Origin of the sequence: Paraburkholderia dinghuensis, from assembly GCF_003837865.1 — a bacterium.
Lineage (GTDB): Bacteria > Pseudomonadota > Gammaproteobacteria > Burkholderiales > Burkholderiaceae > Paraburkholderia > Paraburkholderia dinghuensis.
Window position 1 is genome coordinate 1 of record NZ_RQIS01000009.1, and the last position, 15,115, is coordinate 15,115.

At 58.2% G+C, this 15,115-nt stretch carries 14 protein-coding genes; 10 read left to right on the forward strand and 4 right to left on the reverse strand.

The genetic code is table 11. The features are described 5' to 3' along the window. Nucleotides 1-168 precede the first annotated feature (168 nt). Together D1Y85_RS13445 and D1Y85_RS13450 are read right to left on the reverse strand one after the other, a co-directional pair. Entirely contained in the window at nt 169-561 is a 393-nt protein-coding gene (locus tag D1Y85_RS13445; protein ID WP_124151566.1) for a lysozyme inhibitor LprI family protein, read from the reverse strand. Nucleotides 562-1,090: 529 nt separating this feature from the next. After that, nucleotides 1,091-1,936, reverse strand: a complete 846-nt coding sequence (locus D1Y85_RS13450; RefSeq protein WP_124151567.1) for a hypothetical protein — start codon at nt 1,934-1,936, stop codon at nt 1,091-1,093. 607 nt (nt 1,937-2,543) lie between these two features. Between D1Y85_RS13450 and D1Y85_RS13455 the strand changes: the two genes are divergently transcribed. Both D1Y85_RS13455 and D1Y85_RS13460 read left to right on the forward strand, forming a co-directional pair. Beyond that, nucleotides 2,544-3,713: a DUF2167 domain-containing protein gene (locus D1Y85_RS13455; protein ID WP_221410284.1), complete on the forward strand. Its 1,170-nt coding sequence runs from the start codon at nt 2,544-2,546 to the stop codon at nt 3,711-3,713. Nucleotides 3,714-3,723: 10 nt separating this feature from the next. Next, nucleotides 3,724-4,446, forward strand: coding sequence for a site-2 protease family protein (locus tag D1Y85_RS13460; RefSeq protein WP_124151568.1), 723 nt, complete (start codon nt 3,724-3,726; stop codon nt 4,444-4,446). Nucleotides 4,447-4,601: 155 nt separating this feature from the next. Here D1Y85_RS13460 and D1Y85_RS13465 read toward each other — a convergent pair whose 3' ends face one another. Further along, nucleotides 4,602-5,489, reverse strand: coding sequence for a hypothetical protein (locus D1Y85_RS13465; protein WP_124151569.1), 888 nt, complete (start codon nt 5,487-5,489; stop codon nt 4,602-4,604). 747 nt (nt 5,490-6,236) lie between these two features. On the opposite strand from D1Y85_RS13465, the gene D1Y85_RS13470 reads away from it, so the two are divergent. Genes D1Y85_RS13470 through D1Y85_RS13505 form a run of 8 tightly spaced genes read left to right on the forward strand, consistent with a single transcriptional unit; the run spans nt 6,237 to nt 14,119 of the window. After that, entirely contained in the window at nt 6,237-7,406 is a 1,170-nt protein-coding gene (locus D1Y85_RS13470) for a fatty acid desaturase family protein (RefSeq protein WP_246024905.1), read from the forward strand. Further along, on the forward strand, nt 7,399-8,400 hold the full coding sequence (locus tag D1Y85_RS13475; RefSeq protein ID WP_124151570.1) for a 3-oxoacyl-[acyl-carrier-protein] synthase III C-terminal domain-containing protein: 1,002 nt from the start codon (nt 7,399-7,401) through the stop codon (nt 8,398-8,400). Before D1Y85_RS13470 ends, D1Y85_RS13475 begins: the two co-directional genes overlap by 8 nt. Further along, entirely contained in the window at nt 8,397-9,410 is a 1,014-nt protein-coding gene (locus tag D1Y85_RS13480) for an NAD-dependent epimerase/dehydratase family protein (protein WP_124151571.1), read from the forward strand. Before D1Y85_RS13475 ends, D1Y85_RS13480 begins: the two co-directional genes overlap by 4 nt. Continuing rightward, a complete protein-coding gene (locus tag D1Y85_RS13485; protein ID WP_124151572.1) occupies nt 9,388-10,194 on the forward strand; it encodes an MBL fold metallo-hydrolase in 807 nt (268 codons plus the stop codon). Before D1Y85_RS13480 ends, D1Y85_RS13485 begins: the two co-directional genes overlap by 23 nt. Further along, the gene (locus tag D1Y85_RS13490; RefSeq protein ID WP_124151573.1) at nt 10,191-11,477 is read left to right on the forward strand and encodes a F390 synthetase-related protein; all 1,287 of its coding nucleotides are present in this window, start codon (nt 10,191-10,193) and stop codon (nt 11,475-11,477) included. The genes D1Y85_RS13485 and D1Y85_RS13490 overlap by 4 nt, the downstream gene beginning before the upstream one ends. After that, nucleotides 11,477-12,127 carry a phosphatase PAP2 family protein gene (locus D1Y85_RS13495; protein ID WP_246024906.1) on the forward strand — a complete coding sequence of 217 codons (651 nt, stop codon included), beginning with the start codon at nt 11,477-11,479 and terminating at the stop codon, nt 12,125-12,127. Before D1Y85_RS13490 ends, D1Y85_RS13495 begins: the two co-directional genes overlap by 1 nt. Before the next feature lie 5 nt (nt 12,128-12,132). Further along, on the forward strand, nt 12,133-13,260 hold the full coding sequence (locus D1Y85_RS13500; protein ID WP_246024911.1) for a sterol desaturase family protein: 1,128 nt from the start codon (nt 12,133-12,135) through the stop codon (nt 13,258-13,260). Between the two features lie 13 nt (nt 13,261-13,273). Further along, nucleotides 13,274-14,119 carry a metal-dependent hydrolase gene (locus D1Y85_RS13505; protein ID WP_221410285.1) on the forward strand — a complete coding sequence of 282 codons (846 nt, stop codon included), beginning with the start codon at nt 13,274-13,276 and terminating at the stop codon, nt 14,117-14,119. A 211-nt stretch (nt 14,120-14,330) separates the two neighbouring features. Here D1Y85_RS13505 and D1Y85_RS13510 read toward each other — a convergent pair whose 3' ends face one another. Beyond that, on the reverse strand, nt 14,331-14,864 hold the full coding sequence (locus D1Y85_RS13510) for an NlpC/P60 family protein (protein ID WP_124151575.1): 534 nt from the start codon (nt 14,862-14,864) through the stop codon (nt 14,331-14,333). Nucleotides 14,865-15,115: the final 251 nt, after the last annotated feature.

Here is a 15,115-nt window from a genome sequence, read left to right on the forward strand (position 1 = left end):
CATCGCTTGATGTCTTCTTCCATCTTCACGCTCATCGCCACGTTCCTTCAATTATGACTTGAGCAGGTTTTCACTGGGTCAATACAGTGCCGGCATGTACGGCCGTTAGACATGCCAGCCACGCAGCAAGCAGCACACGGCACCAGACGGCGGTTGCCGTACGGTGAATCAGCGCCATGACTGCTTCGCGATTTCCTCGTCGCGGCAGGTGCCGGCTTTGCATTCACGCAAACGGTCGCGCAGGTATTCAGTACGTTCGCGATTCACGCGATAGTTACAGGCTACGTCGATCGTGCCCTCTTGCGAGCAGGATGCGTCACGATACTGTATCCATGCCATTTCCGTGCTCTTGAGCCGCTTCTGCACGTCCGCTTTGATGACCTTGCTCAGATCACCGTAAGCCTGATTCAGCTCCTTGTCCGATTCGAGAAACAACTTCGAGAAACAATAGGTTTGGTCATAAGCGCTTTTGTACCGGTCGCATTCACCTTCCGCGTGAGCCACGAACGACGCGAGTCCGAGCGTTGCGAGGAGCAGTGCGGGAAGAAGATTTCTTTTCATGGGTTGTGTAAATGTAAAATGATTTGAACATCAGTAATAAAATAAATTCACGCTACTAATTATTGGAATTCGTCGTGAAATTATGCTTTTTTGTAGTTCGAAAAAGTGGGGCGACCTACTAAACGATTAGCAGAAGATTGGCTTGCAGATTACCCGGGACTCTGCCGAATACGATACCTATGCTGAAGCGATTCGACGCCATCTCAAACAACAAGGGAAATGCGTCTTGATGGACATCAAGCTCATACGGTATGTGCAGCCGGAGGTTGCAAAAACACTACCACCAATCCACGGGTATCCAAATCGGGTACTCGAACTTTGCCTCGCATACACGCGAATACATCGACGAACGCAAGGGTGGGTTCGATGCCGGGCGATGAGGGCGGCGCTTGCGTGAGTATCCTGGAGTGTTTCACTTCATAGTCTTCGATGTTTCGACGCCCGGACATCCTGCCAACCTGACGTCAGGTTGGCGAAACCAGATCTTTCGAATCCGAAGGCGTGAGACGTGCGACCAGTTCGTCGTAAATCAGTGCTGGCATGAGTACTTTATTGACAACCGAAGCCGTACGTTTTTTCCTTTGGCATTCGTGTAGTGTTCAACCGACATCAGATCAATCACACGCAATTGAGGATCATCGGGGTCATCAATCAGTGTGATTTCATAACACTTGCGTTCTTCGCCATTCGCATTGATTGCGGGGGCAAAATACGGAACTGCAGCGTCCAATACCGAAAAATCTCCGTGCTCGAGGGCAATACGCAACTTGTCCGGCGTGTCGACGATTCCACTGATCTCGATTTTTAGACGTTGCACAGCCCAACGTTTCATTTTCTCGGAGTAGACACGGTCACGGAAGCTCATCGAGGAAGTCAACAATGCTATTCCGACAATGAGGATTGCCTTGATGCTCCACTTCAGGGCAAACTCCGTCGGCGTCGTGGGAGCGGATTTACTGCCTGCACCGAAATAGCGGCTGACGGTTTCATATCGGTGGTGTGCCAGCCAATCCAGAAAGCCGTACCACTCGGTTGGCGTTGCGCGAACCATCTCCATGGATTGATCCACGCCATTCTCAGACGATAGTGCTATCCAGATCAGCCACGACACCCATAAAGCAAAAATCCCGAGAACAAGCGCGCTAGCCAGATCAAATGCGACGGAACGTGAGTGACAAGCTTTGCCGAAGGATTCGGTGATAGGGCCAATGCAAACGCCAAACAACAACGTGGCCACAATAGAAAAATAGATGAAAGGGTTATAGCGAATGAACAGTGCGTATAGACCGGCCAAAACGATGATCACCGGAACGCCGACGAACAGCAGATGCTTTGGTGAGAGTGGACCGATGCGTCCGGTATATCTATGGTGCATAGTATATTCTTCTGCTAATAGAAATTCAGAGAGTTATTAATCGCTATGAACTTCCAGCGCGGAGTCATACAGCAATAGTCATCATCTACAGCTAGACTTGACGGTCAGCATCGTGTCTTCCAGGCGCTTGCCGCAACGGAGATATGTCCAGGGCAAGAACGACCATTGACAGTAGCCACGGTCAAGATTTGGTTGCGCAGCGATGCGCGCATCCCGGGAATATCTCGGATTTGTGCCCTGCTGACTCTCTTGATGCGACTCAAAGGTTGTTGAACAGATCGCCCTGACCGTTTGGAGTGACCCTCGGCGGCGATTCGCGTGTCATTCAGGCGGATAAATCTCATTTTTCTGTGCCGGGTAGATCGCGCACGAGATCTGGCTCTTTTCGATTTTGTGGGCGCACGAACACACCATGGTCTGCGCTGGAATAAATGTCGGGTGCAAATTTAGTATGCCAGATTAATGGAAATGTAATATTGCCGACCCTTCGAGGAATGTCAAATAATTGAGATGCGTGGAGAATGCCACGGATCGCGGAATGCAAAATGCTTAGAAGTATTTTTTGGTGGTGAAGGATCATTTCCGAGATCGGAAATGAAACCACGCGATGGCATCGTCATTCGAGGTAGTGCGATCGCGAGCGTCCGCTGCGTGTTACGTTGGTTTTCAGCAAAGCGTACAAAATCTCGAAGGCGGCGAATTTGGCGGCGTAATTGCCAACTACTCTGGATATTGGAGGAAATTTATGGTCCGAAAACTATGGGTACCAGTGCTTGCGATTGCAGCACTTTTCGTGTTCGCATCGCCAGCATGGTCAGCGTCTGATGATGCGAATGCCGGCACAGAAATGACAGCAGAGCAATTTGTGGCGTCGCTGCACCCGATCACGGGGAACGTCCATATTGCGCCGGCGAATGCAACACTGAAGATGGGTACCAGCTACAGCTATCTTGAAGCAAAGGATGCGCAGCGTGTGCTCACGGATCTTTGGAATAATCCGCCTGACAAGGACGTGCTGGGCATGATCTTGCCTGGCACGGACCCGCACGTTGTGCTCAAGCAGGATGCCTGGGCCGTGATTGTGTACTTTGTCAACGACGGATATGTGTCGGATGAAGACGCACATAAAATCGACTACGACGAAATGTTGCGGGACATGCAAAAAGGCACGCGGGATTCCAACGCGGAACGGGTCAAGGAAGGCTATCCGGCTCTCGAACTCCGGGGCTGGGCCGAACCGCCTCACTACGATGCCAAGGCCCACAAGCTGTACTGGGCGAGTGACCTGGCGGTCAAGAAGGAAGACGGTTCGCTGTCGGCCGGTACCCTGAACTATGGGATCCGTGTGCTTGGTCGCAAGGGCTACCTGTCGCTGAACGCCGTGGCCCCGATGGACCAGCTTGCCAACGTTCGTGCCGATATGCCACAAGTCCTGGCCATGACGGAATTCGACGACGGCGAGCGTTACACCGACTACAAGGCTGGAACAGACAAACTCGCGGCCTATGGTCTTGGCGCGCTGATTGCGGGTGTGGCGGCGAAAAAACTCGGGTTGCTGGCGATCATCGCGGCATTCGCGGCGAAGTTCTTCAAGGTTGGGATAGTCGCCCTCATTGCGTTCGGTGCGGGGCTCAAGCGTCTGTTCTCACGCAAGCCGAAGGCTGATGCCTCGCCAGCGGCGACGCACGAGTCCACATCGTTACCCGAAGAGTACAAACAGCTGGCGCAGAGCGAAACGACCACTTCGTCGTCAACTGAGTTACCAGAACGAAAGTGACCGGTGCATTGTGACGAAACTGTTTCTACTGCTGATCGGTGGTCTGAAGTTCGGGAAGATCCTCACGACCACCGGCACGATGTTGTTGTCGATTGCCGTGTACGCGATGTTTTATGGCTGGCGATATGCCGTTGGGTTCGTCCTGCTACTGCTGGTGCATGAGTCGGGTCATTATCTGGCGGCCCGGCGACGGGGACTCAACGTCGGTATGCCGACTTTTGTTCCTTTCGTCGGTGCGTGGATTCAGTTGAAGGATATACCGCACGATGCCGAGACCGAGGCTTATGTCGGTCTTGCGGGACCACTCGCGGGTACGCTCGGCGCAGTCGCCTGTTACTTTCTTGCGCGCCGGTACGACAGTAACTTGATGCTTGCGCTGGCCTATTCGGGATTCTTTTTAAATCTGTTCAATCTGATCCCGTTGTCGCCATTCGATGGAGGCCGGATTACCGCTGTCCTGTCGCCACGCATCTGGTTTGCCGGCGTTCCCGTGTTGATCGGTCTTTTCTTCTATCACCCGAGTCCGCTCCTCGTCGTAATGGCTATCCTTGCGCTTCCGCAATTGAAGCAGGCGTGGAATCACAATCCACGGGCTCCGGAAAATGTGCGCTACTACGCGCTGGCGGTTTCCGTGAAACTGTCCTACGCGTTCTATTATCTGGCGTTACTGGCCTTTCTGGCGATGATGACTTTCGGTGTTCACGATATGCTGGAATCGGTTCATGGGAGATAAAGCCGGATCCGCAGAGATTGGTCGTGGTGTGTCGCGTGGATCTGGGCTTGCCACGTCGCAGCAGTCGTTTGCGAAAAACTTGCTAGGGCCCGAGTAGCTGCCGCTTAGGGGCGACTCAGCGGCATTGTGATAAATGTTTGCTCATTGCATTCGGATTATTCGATGGGCTGCATTTCCCCGTTCGCGATATCTAGTGCGTCCGTTTGCATTGCTCCAGTCGCCCGGTTTACCTCGAACGAGAACAAACGGGGTGACGTAGCTGGATCACCGCCGCATTTGGCGTCGTGGTGCTCGAAAACGTCGACCGAATAGCTCTGCGTGGTTTCACCTGAGACGCGTGTCTCCATACATTCGGCTGGCAGTGAGGTCAGGTGATGTTTTCGGATTATGTTGAAGACGCGATCGATCGCAGCCGGATATTCGGCGGGGGCCGAAGCGTTGACCCTTGACGCCTGCGGCGAATTTCCCCGTGCGGCCACAGCGGACTGCTGAGCGTTGGCGATCGCGGCAATTATGTCGTTGCGTGCGGTAATGTCGCGACCCGAAACGCGGCAACCGACTTGGGAAAGTTTCTCGGCAAGCCCTTCACCCACAGCGACGGCGTGCCATCCATCTGCCTGCTTTCGTAACCCCCACATACCGACATCGAAGTCTTCATCGGTACGGCTCAGTTGTCCGCTTACCTGGAACAGTGCGCACAGATATGCGGCATCGCCGTCCTTGATGAGTCTGCGTACCAGAAACTCAAGCTTTCCGTCCCACTTGGCTGCTTCGAGCCTGCGGACGGCATCCAGGATTGACCGCCGGTCTGGATCGTCCTTGGGAAGGTCGCATGCGTGCGATGCATCGCACGGTTCCGGTGCCTGAGCGGCCGGAGGCGGCTCCACAGAGACATCCTTGTCCGAGCAGCCCGCAAGCGCGAGCAGCGAGATAAACACGAATCCAGCGAGTCGCATCGGCGGTGCCGCCGACGGCCGGACTGACGATGGGTGCTCTGTTTGGCTTGGTGAACGCGAACGAGACACGGGCTTGAGAAAATTCATGATATTGCACATTTATTAGCTCAAGGGACTGCACCTCCCCGAGCGGAATCGCGGGCGTTTGCGACCGACGGCCACGCGGCGAGCGCGCTCCGCTGGCCTATATCAATTCACCTTCACACGCGAGGCGTCGTTCACCCAGAACACGCGTTCACACTCTTGCCGCTAGAGCCATACAGGGTCGCATCGAAAACCGCGCGTGCGGATCGTGTCTCGTCGCGCGTTGAGAGTAATTTCAGCCTGTGCGCAAGACCTTGATGTGCAGCCATCATGGGGGAGGCGGCTGGATTTTCGTTCACGACCATGTAGTCGGATTTCGCGGGGTGTCCATTGGGATGGAAATTATGGAGGATAACTATCCATAAATAAATCGTGTTTTTTGGGATGCGAATTATCAACCAACCGATATTGCTCACTCAAATATTTTGTGAATGAATGGCAATTTTAGGACCGGTCAGATTGCCTCCGCGGGCAACATATGCTGATATCGCATAACCGAATATTGTCAGGGGATATCTGGTGAACTGCATGATGGTCGATCTCGCGGAGAAACAACTTCGAGACCTCACCATTCACCGAAAATGCGGAACAGCGGCCGCGTGCCGCGATCTTTCCCGATGCTGTCGATGCATACAGTCAACAGCACAAGCCGCAGGCACATTCCCTACGAAACTCGTGGCGGATCGATTCGTGTGGTGAACGCTCACGCAAAGACATTCGTAACCGAAGCCGACAACTTCGGAAACAGCCATGTGGTCACGAACAAAGCGGGCATCACTTAAGCACGGCAGTAAAGCAAGACTCAACAAGTCCATGCAGCAAGAACTCCTCATCAAGCCGGCGTTCCTGACGTCACGACATTCCTCCTTCGCCGATGAGCTTCGTGTGGAAGCAGGAGCCTATCTAAAAGGGCGCGCAGATCATCGTTATGGCAACACTGTGACTGCGCTCAAGGCCGTGATGTTCGGCATTTTGGCTCTCGTACTGTTTTTCGTGTCCCTGAGATCGACGAGCGGCGTCGTCTTCGTTTGCGTCTACGTTGGTTTTTACGTGTCGGCCGTGCTGCTTTCTGTGAATGTGTCGCATGACGCCGCGCACGGCGCGCTTTTTCCTTCGAGAACACTGAATGGCATCGCGATGCGAGTCGTCACGCTTCCGCTCGGCATCGAACCGGTGTACTGGAAAGTGCGTCATGTTCGCTATCACCATCCGAATGCGAATATCGAACACCACGATCTCGACACGGAAGCGAACCGGTTTCTGCGCCAGACACCGTTTCAGGCGTGGTATCCACAGTTTCGCTTCCAGCAGTATTACTGGCCGCTCGTCGCCGGGCTTTCGATGCCGTATATCGCCTGGATTTTCGACTGGTCGGATCGGCTCGGGTTGACGCCGCTCGCGAAGGACCGATTGTTGCCGGGTTTGGGCGGGTGGTTGAAGTTTGTGGGCTCGAAGCTGGCCCACCTCGGCCTGTTTCTGATTTTGCCGCTCGTCGTGGTCGCCCCGTCAACGGGGTATGGGCCGGTAATTGCCGCGTATGTGCTGGGTCAGATGGCGGCGTCCTGTCTGGTGGTGATGCTGATCCTTGGCACACACTGGGCCGATACCCACTTCTACGACGTTAGCGACGGTGCACCGTTGCCCCACACGCGGGAAGAGCATGCTTTCCTGACCTGTTGCGACTGGGCCGCGCGTCCGCACGTGCTCAATGGCTGCCTCGGCGGGCTAAATCTTCACCTGACTCATCATCTCTTCCCGATGTTCAGCCACCGGCACTACCCCGAACTCGCATCAATCGTGGAGAGACTGGCGAAGCGCCACGGCCTGCCATACCGCTGCCTGCGCTACCGAGAACTCCTGGACGCGCAGCGCCGTTTTCTCGAATCGATGGGCAAACGGCCCGACACTCAGAATGATTAGTACAACAAAACCGTCCATCCTGCCCGTCACGATCCTGTCGTCCGGAAAGGTCCTCCCGGGGCGCAAGATTTCTTCGGCTGAACTCGACGTGCGGTTGTCGAAACCCGCTGGCTGGGTGCAGAAGCGCTCCGGTATTGAGTACCGCTTTCACGCCCACAACCACGAGAGTCAGTCGGTTATCGCTGCAAAGGCGCTGCATGACGCCCTCGCGCGCGGCAAAATCGAGCCCGACTCGATCGATCTGCTGATCTCCGCCTCGGGTGTGCAGGAGCAGTCGTTGCCGTCGACTTCGGCGCTCGTTCTCGACCATGCCGGGTTGCGGCCCGGTACACCCGGACTCGACGTCAACGCGAGTTGTTTCAGTTTTCCCGTCGCTTTGCATGTCGCGGCATGCCTGCTCAATGCATCGACGTACCGGCGTATTGCGATCGTCTCTTCGGACCTGGCGTCGCGGGGCGTCGACTGGAACAGCGCCGAGTCTTCGCTGATTTTCGGGGACGGGGCAGCCGCTGTGGTCGTCGAGCGTGGCGATGGCACACGCGGCATCGAGGGCTATCAGCTCCGGACCTATCCCGAAGGCAAGACCTACTGCGAGATCCGCGCGGGGACGCTGCGCAATCCGCGCCTCGGCGCGTGCGAGTCGGACTTCCTGTTCCAGATGGACGGCAAGCGTGTCTTCAAACTCGCGGCGAGCGTGATGGACAGCCTGCTCGAGGACCTGCTGGGCGAGGCACACCTGTCGCTCGACGATGTCGATGCGATCCTGCCGCACCAGGCGAGTCATCTGGGCATGCGTCACGTTGCCGAGCGTTTGCGCGTGCCGTCGGAAAAGATTGTTGATATCTACGCAACGCACGGCAACCAGGTTGCGGCTTCCATCCCGACTGCGCTACACGAGGCGTTCGTATCGGGGCAGGCCGCGCCCGGTCGGCGCATGATGCTGATCGGTACCGCAGCGGGCGTGACAGTCGGCGGCATGATCCTCAAGCTATGACGACGCTTGTGACAGGAGCCACAAGCGGGCTCGGCAAAAACGCCGTGACGTTTCTCGCTGCGCGGCAACAGGCTGTGCGTGGCACCGGGCGAAACCTGCGCGCGGGCGCGGCACTACGGGCGCAAGGCGTCGAATTTCTTCCGGCGGACCTCGCGACCGCGCGGGAGGGCGAGTTCGACCGTCTGCTCGATGGCGTCGATAACGTCTGGCATTGCGCCGCGTTGTCCTCTCCGTGGGGCCGCTGCGACGACTTCTACGCGGCAAACGTGGTTGCGACTACGCGGCTCGCGCATGCGGCTGTGCGGAGCGGCGTGCGCCGGTTCGTCCACATCTCGACGCCGTCACTCTATTTCGACTACCGGCATCGCATGGGCATCCCAGAGACGTTTCGCCCAGCGCGCTACGTCAACCACTATGCGAACACGAAAGCGCAGGCTGAGGAGGCGATTCGCGCCATCGCTGCCCAGCATTGCGCGACCACGTTCGTTATGTTGAGGCCACGCGGCATTTTCGGTCCGCACGACCGGGTGTTGATTCCACGCATCCTGCGGGTCCTGCGAGAGCGGGGTGGCCGCTTGCCGCTGCCGCGCGGAGGTGACGCCAGGCTCGACCTGACGTATGTCGACAACGTCGTGCACGCGATGCAACTCGCGACGATGCGGGAGAACCTTCCCAGTGGCGAGGCGTTCAACATCACAAATGGCGAGCCGGCGATCCTGCGCGACATTCTTGAGGCAATGCTTAGGCCGCTTAGGATTCCTTTCCGGTTCGTGGGTCTGCCGTACGCCTTTCTGGATGCCGCAGCGCGCGTCATGCAGTCCGGCGCCGCCCTGACTGGACGGGAACCGGCGTTCACGCGCTACAGCATCGGTGCGTTGCAGTACGACATGACACTCGACATCGAAGAAGCGCGGCGTGTGCTTGGCTATCGGCCGATTGTGTCGCTTGCGGACGGAATCGATTCAACCGTTCAGTGGATAAAGGCGCATGGCGACGATTACGGTCTTTGAGGCCGGATACTGTACGCACGCGGCGTGTATGGCGCTGCGCGGCGCCGGTATGAACACCTGCCGCTTTCCCGCCCGTGCGTACCTGATCGAAACAGCCCGCGGCCGCTGGCTATGGGACACGGGTTATGCATCGCATTTCATCGACAGCACGCGCAGCGGCGTGTTCGCATGGTACCGGCGTGTGACGCCCGTGCACTTCGACGAACGGGAGGCGATCGTAAAGCAGCTGCACGAGCGCGGCATACATGCTCGGGATCTCAACGCCGTGATTCTGTCGCACTTTCACGGCGACCACATCGCTGGATTGCGCGATCTGCAGGGTGCACCAACCTGGTTGTCCGGCACCGGTTGGGCTGCTACGCGATCGCTGCGCGGCATTGGCGCGTTGCGCAAGGCATTCGTGCCTGGTCTTATTCCACCGGATTTTGAGTCGTCGGTGACGGCGGTCGAGCGTTTCGATCAGGTCGAACTGCCCGCTGAACTCGCGCCGTTTACGCACGCCTACGCGGCACCGGGCGCGAGCGGTGAGTTGCTGATCGTCGAACTGCCTGGGCATGCTGCGGGTCATCTGGGCGCGTTCGTCGCAACCGAAAGGGGTTGGGTTCTGCTCGCATCCGATGCCGCCTGGTCGCCAACGAGCTATCGCGAACTGGTTGGTCCGTCACGGCTCGCTAACTTCATCATGGACGATTCGCGTCAGTACTACGAAACGATTCGCAAACTGAACCAGCTATACCGACGCGGAAGCGTGAGCATCCAGCTGACGCATGAGGGTGACCTGTGATCCGCCTCGTGAACGTGCTCTACTCTTACTGGAAGGCGAAACAGCTCAGATTCGAGAGTCGAGCGGCGCTCGAGCATCATCAGCAGCGCAGGTTGCGCGAATTCGCTTCGACGCGACTCGTGCGCAGCCCTTACTTCGCGCCTTACGTCGGACAGCCGCTCCACACATGGCCGACGATGACAAAAGCGCTGATGATGGAGCACTTCGACCGGATCAACACCGCGCAACTCAAGCTCGCTGACGTGCTGGAGTGTGCGCTGCAAGCCGAGCGCACGCGCGATTTCTCGCAGACGGTCAAGGGCTACAGCGTCGGACTTTCATCCGGCACTTCCGGCTCGCGCGGGGTGTTCGTGGTAAGCCCTACCGAACAGGCGAAGTGGGCCGGGGTAATGCTGGCACGGCTGCTGCCGGGTGGACTCTTCGCCGGCGAGCGCGTGGCTTTGTTTCTGCGTGCGAACAACAATCTTTATTCCGCCGTGCGCAGCCCGTGGCTCACGTTCGAGTTCTTCGACCTGATGTCGCCGTTCGCGCAGCAATTCGAGCGCCTTGAACGATACGCGCCCACGATCGTGGTCGGCCCGGCGCAGGCGTTGCGTGCACTGGCCGAGGCGACCCTGGCGGGCCAGCTCGCAATCCAGCCACGCAAGGTCATCTCAGGCGCGGAGGTACTGGAACCGTTCGATCGTGAATTCCTTGCCCGGTCACTCGGACCTGTAGGCGAGGTCTATCAGGCAACCGAAGGTTTTCTCGGTTCGACGTGTTCGCACGGGACGCTGCATCTGAACGAGGCGCATATCCATATTGAACCGCAATGGCTGGATGAACACCGCTTCGTGCCGTTGATCACCGATTTCACACGCACCACGCAGCCGATCGTTCGCTACCGGCTGGACGATATCCTGGTGAAGCGCGCCGACCCTTGCCCGTGCGGCTGTCACGAGATGGCGCTCGAGCGGATCGAGGGGCGTTGCGACGATCTTCTCCGTCTGCCCGGACACGATGGACGCATGGTCGACGTATTTGCAGACGGACTTTCGCGTGCGATCGCGCAGGTGCTGCCACTCGCCGCCGACTATCGGCTGGTGCAGACGGGCAGGGCACATCTCGCGCTTTACGTTGAGGGGCTGCACGAAGGACTCGACACCTGCAAAACGCATCTCGACCATTTTCTCGCGCGTCAGGGCGTAGAAACATCGCAACTTGTCTGGACGTTGAGTTCGACGCTGCCGCACGTCGATTTCGGCGCCAAGCGGCGACGCATCGTGCGACGCGAGGATCTTTGATGAACTACGCCGTCACGCAGGTTCCATTGCGCGCGCGCATGACGATGATGTTGGCGGGTTGGGGCACCGTCGGCCTGTGCTACGCGGTTGGCCGGATAACGTCCGGCGTTCCGCACATCCTGCATGAAAACACGCTCGATCTGCTCGTGCCGTTCGACGCGTCAGCGATCTGGCTGTACCTGTCGTTCTTCATTCTTGTCCCTGCCGCTTATCTATGCGCTGCGCCAGAGCGGCTCAGGCCGGTCACCCGCGCGATGCAGCTGTCGGCGGTGGTGGCCGCCACCGTCTTCGTGGCGTGGCCGACGACGCTGGTCTACCCCACCAGTCCATCCGGGACGGCGAGCGCCATCGTGCTGACGCTGCTCACCCGATTCGACTCGCCGCAGAACTGCCTGCCATCGCTGCACGGCGCGCTCACGTTGCTCTGTGTGGTCGCACTGTGGCAGCGGGACCGGCCGTGGCGCAGTGCCTTCGTTGTCGTGTGGGGGCTTGCCGTCATGTGGTCGATTGTTGCGGCACGGCGCCATCTTTCCATTGATCTCGGCGCAGGCGTATTGCTCGGCGCTGTCTGCGCGTGCCTTGTCACACGCCGCGCCGGTGCAACCGGCACTCAATCCGAATTCGATAACAGTCCGGAGTTTCATCCGTGAATGCAATGGCCCTTCCGTTACTCGGCATGCTTGCCTTCGTGCTAGCCGAACTGTTTGCAGCGAGGATGTGGAGCGGCCGTCCTATCCCATGGCGCGATGTGGTGCTGAATCTCGGCTCCGGCCACATACTGATGTGGCTCTTTCGCGGCGTCGAAATCGCCGTCTATGCATGGGTCGTCGCGCATGCCAGCCTGCACTGGGCCGAAACTTGGCCAACGCTCGTGTTGTGGGGTTTCGCACTGTTCGCGTGGGATCTCGGTTTCTACTGGATGCACCGGATACATCACGTGCTTCCCGTTTTGTGGAGCGTGCATGTGGTGCATCACGAAGGCGAGCACTTCAATCTTTCGCTCGGCATTCGTAACGCGTGGATCTCGTCACTGACGACGCTGCCGTTCACGTCGATTCCGCTCGCGCTTATTGGCGTGCCGTTGCCGGTGTTCATCGCGGTGTCGACGCTTCACTACACGGTGCAGTTCTACAACCACAACAGCATCGTCGCGCGCTCGGGGTGGCTCGAACGCTTCTTTATCACGCCGGCTCACCATCGCGTGCATCACGGGCAAAACCGCGAGTATCGCGACCGGAATTTCGGCGGCACGTTTCTCCTCTGGGACAAACTGTTCGGCTCATTCCAGCCGGAACTGCCGGGCGTCCCTGTGCATTACGGCGTGGCTCGCCCAACGCCATCGACAAATCCGCTCTGGGCCAACGTCGTGCCGCTGCTGCGCTATGCGGGGCTGCGCGTGCCGCGCATCGAGAATGACGCGTACCGCAAGACCCTGCCGGACATTGCGATCGGTACAGGCGGTCTGCTGCTCTTCTGCGTTGCCGCCTACTATGTTCATCGCGACGGCACCTGGCCCGCGTGGGGCCAGTCCGTATTCTTTGCGCTGATCTTTGCCTCGACGCTGGCGCTGGGCGGCATGTCGGACGGACGTGCGTGGGGGCTGCCATGCTGGATCGCGCTCGGGTGCGCGGGGATCGTGGTGTTGCCGCTGGCCTTCGGACTAAGCGATCCACCAGGCGTGATCGCGCTTGCGCTTCTGCCGTTGCATGGATTGGCCACCCTGCGCTTCGCGCGGGCTGGTTCGGTCGTTCCATCGCCCGTGCCGGATCGTGACAGTCCATAAGGCAACGAGTCCGATGACTTCACGGCTCGCCATGCGTTTCCATCGGCGCGATATTGATTTCGGCATGGGCGCACCGATCCCCACGCACTGGCTCGGCGGAGATTGTCATCTCACGCGTTTTTATGACGCGATGTCGATCATGTTTCCAGAGGGGGAGCGCGCGTTCATAGAAACCGTGCAGCACTATCGCAGCCGCATTAGTGCCGATGCGGAACTTGCGTATGCCGTGACGGAATTCATCGCGCAGGAGGCGATACACACGCGCGAGCATGTGCGTTACAACCGTCGCCTTCAGGCGCAGGGGGCGCCCGTCGAGCACATCGAACGCAGCGGCGCCGCACAACAGGAGTTTGCGCGCCGTTATCTGCCGCCGATTGTGCGTCTCGCCATTACGACCTGCCTCGAACATTTCACGGCCATGTTCGCTGACCAACTCCTGAGCGAGCCGCGCGGTCTCGACGGTGCCGATCCTGCGATGGCCGACATCTGGTTCTGGCATGCACTGGAGGAAACCGAGCACAAGGCTGTCGCATTCGACGTTCTGACCGCGGTGATGCGCAAACCGCTGCGCCGGTACGCGCTGCGTTGCGCGGCGATGCTGTTCGTCACCGTGATCTTCTCGATGCTTCAATGGCAGATGACGTTCCAGCTGGTGAGGCACGACAGGCGCGCCACCGATATACGGGGATGGTTGCGTCTGCTGCGCGTTCTGTTCATCAGTCCGGGGCCGCTTACGCGAATGTTGCCGCACTGGTTTGCATGGTTCCGGCCAGGGTTTCATCCGTGGCAGCGAGACAATCGCGCGCTGGTCGAACGGTTCAGCCAACGATTTGAGTCGAAATATCGTAAGGCCGGTTAGCTGGATGCGTGGCGGAATGTAATTCAAAATCGCGCGTTGTCGAATCGCCCGAAGGTTGCAGGCACTGGTTTCCGCAGCGCACAGCGCGGCACCCGGCGCGATCGTCAGGTGATGACGCCTGCTTATTCCACAAAACCGATGAAACGTGCACGACGCGCTCCATGCATCGGTGAATTCTCACGTGCCATCTCGACGCAAGCTCGCATCATCATTATTTTGCGGAGCGGTCATGCTCGTCCGGTCGACGCGCGTAGGCGAAAACAGAGCAAACCCGGCTCACGGTATTGGGCCGGGGTTGGCCTGACCACAAATCGTTATCCACGGTACGGTTGCCGCCCGTAGAGATGCCGACATGCCAGTGAGTCGTACCGCATAGGCTGCCTAACACAGGTACGCGTCGCGGCTTCCAGAACACCACGTCCCCTGGTTGCAGGGCGTTGGGCTCGGAAATCTTTGTCCATCCGGACAAAGCTGAGTCAACCTGACGAACCGATGCCAGCCGGCCGACCGGATACCCTGCCTCACGCAGGATCGCGCTTACTGTATAGGCACACGAAAGCATTCCGGGGAATTTCACGCCAAGGAATGTTCCCTGCGTTGAAGCATTCCAGCGAGTCATGCCATAAAGGGAGCCATCTGGTTGCGCCGAGGCCGGCGCGTTCATCGCGGCATCGGTTAGTCGTTGTGCCAGAGGGCGAACCGGTTCATCCGCCTTCGCAAACTGCAAGACCAGCAGCAGCGGCAAGACTGATCCAGCGAACCGTGCAATATATCGACGTCTACCGTTTCGTTTCGTCATAGGTTGGAACACGCGTTATGCCGCAGACATGCACGCCCTGCTTCCTCGGGGTCTTTTCCAGGCAACCCTTCGCTCCTTTGAGCCAATCCAGAATGTGTCGACGCGCAAACTTCGTGCAGCGCTTTGTGTCGTTCAAAATCTCTGCGAATATTCTCGGCCCTGATTATTGCCAGCTACATGGACCGGCAATAACGCAT